Source organism: Microcystis sp. T1-4 (assembly GCF_000297435.1).
GTDB lineage: Bacteria > Cyanobacteriota > Cyanobacteriia > Cyanobacteriales > Microcystaceae > Microcystis.
Map to the genome: position 1 here is coordinate 1 of NZ_CAIP01000265.1, position 1,466 is coordinate 1,466.

Consider the following 1,466-nt stretch of genomic DNA (forward strand, 5'->3'; position numbering starts at 1 on the left):
CTCTTCTGGTTTTCGTGTGTTAATTTTTGTTATGAATTAAAGCAAGCAAACAGCTTAAGTCGAAGATGTTCAAAATTGGTAAATCCATAACTTATTCTTTTAATAAGCTTTATTTTGGTATTCATTCCCTCAATTAATCCGTTGGTTGTATGATTTTCAAAGTAATTACAAATACCAGGCAAATGCTTCTGGATCATACTGGCACTACTTTGATATAATATTCCGCCTATTCTTATCCATTTTTCCAATTTTCTCTCAGCACCTCTGAACGTTCTACACCCTTGATAAATTTGTCTAATTTCTTCTTTCATTTCGTAGGCTATTCCCAAGCAGGGATGTTCTTTTAAGATAACTTCTAGTTGTTGTTTTTGCTCGTCCTTTAAGTCCTCTTTATTCTTCCATAATAAATGAGGTAATCCTTTTTCATGCACCCCCATTAACTTTCTCAATTTATTAAGCTCGTCATTGATGATATCCATTACATGAAAACGGTCATAGATGATTTTAGCATTGGGAAATAATTCCTTGATCACTGCTGTAAATCCTGACCACATATCGACGCTCACTTCTTTCACTTTCTCCCGAATTGCTTCTGGTTGTGCTTTTAAGGCTTCCATTAATTCTTCTTGCTTATGTCCTTTAATCACATCTAGTAAAATTTTTTTTGTCCAGATCTACGACCGTTGTTATGAAATCTTTATGTCCTTTTAAGTTACTAAATTCATCCAAGCTTATTCGTTCTGGTGCTTCCCACTCTTCCTTTTCTAGTTCTTTAGCACAGTGATTAAATATTAACTCAACTTCTTCCCATCCTAACCCTTCTTCTCGACTTATTTCTTCGATGCTACAATTTTTTACTCTCTCATAAATCATCGATTCATAGCGAATTGTATGATGCTGTCTTAATCTCATAAAACTCAGTCTTTCGCTGATATACTTTTGACACTTTTGACAATGAAACTGGCGGCGTGGTACTTCTAAATATACCGGATTGCCTAATATTGACAAATCTCTGACTAGATTATACTCTGTCTGATTGATTCTGTCCAAGGTTTGATGGCAATTCGGACATTCAATTGTTTCATTTAAAAGAGCGAGCTTTAGGAAAATTGTCTGAGCAATTTTTTGATAATTGACCACTGTTACATTTGGTAAATCGAGGAGTTGATCAAAATTTATCCACATAACCCACCTCCTGTTCTGTGTTACTATTATACCATGCTCACACAGAACCTAGAAGAGCCTGATTGGCTCTTCTCGACTTTGTGTGATAATTTTTGCTTATGGAATCGTGAAATGCTTACTAGGCAACACTTTTAGGACTATTTTATGGAAAAACCCATCAGTATAGACCTCATTTCCACACAGAAACCAGAAGAGCCGATGATTTCCTGACCTAAGATCACATTTTATTCTTTTTTCCACTTCAATCTAAGAATTGAGAAAAAAGCAAAACCTTATATTAA

At 34.8% G+C, this 1,466-nt stretch carries 1 pseudogene; it reads right to left on the bottom strand.

The window, feature by feature from the left end:
* Window positions 1-29: 29 nt before the first annotated feature.
* A pseudogene (locus MICAI_RS24130) lies at window positions 30-1,185 on the bottom strand (ISL3 family transposase).
* Window positions 1,186-1,466 lie beyond the last annotated feature (281 nt).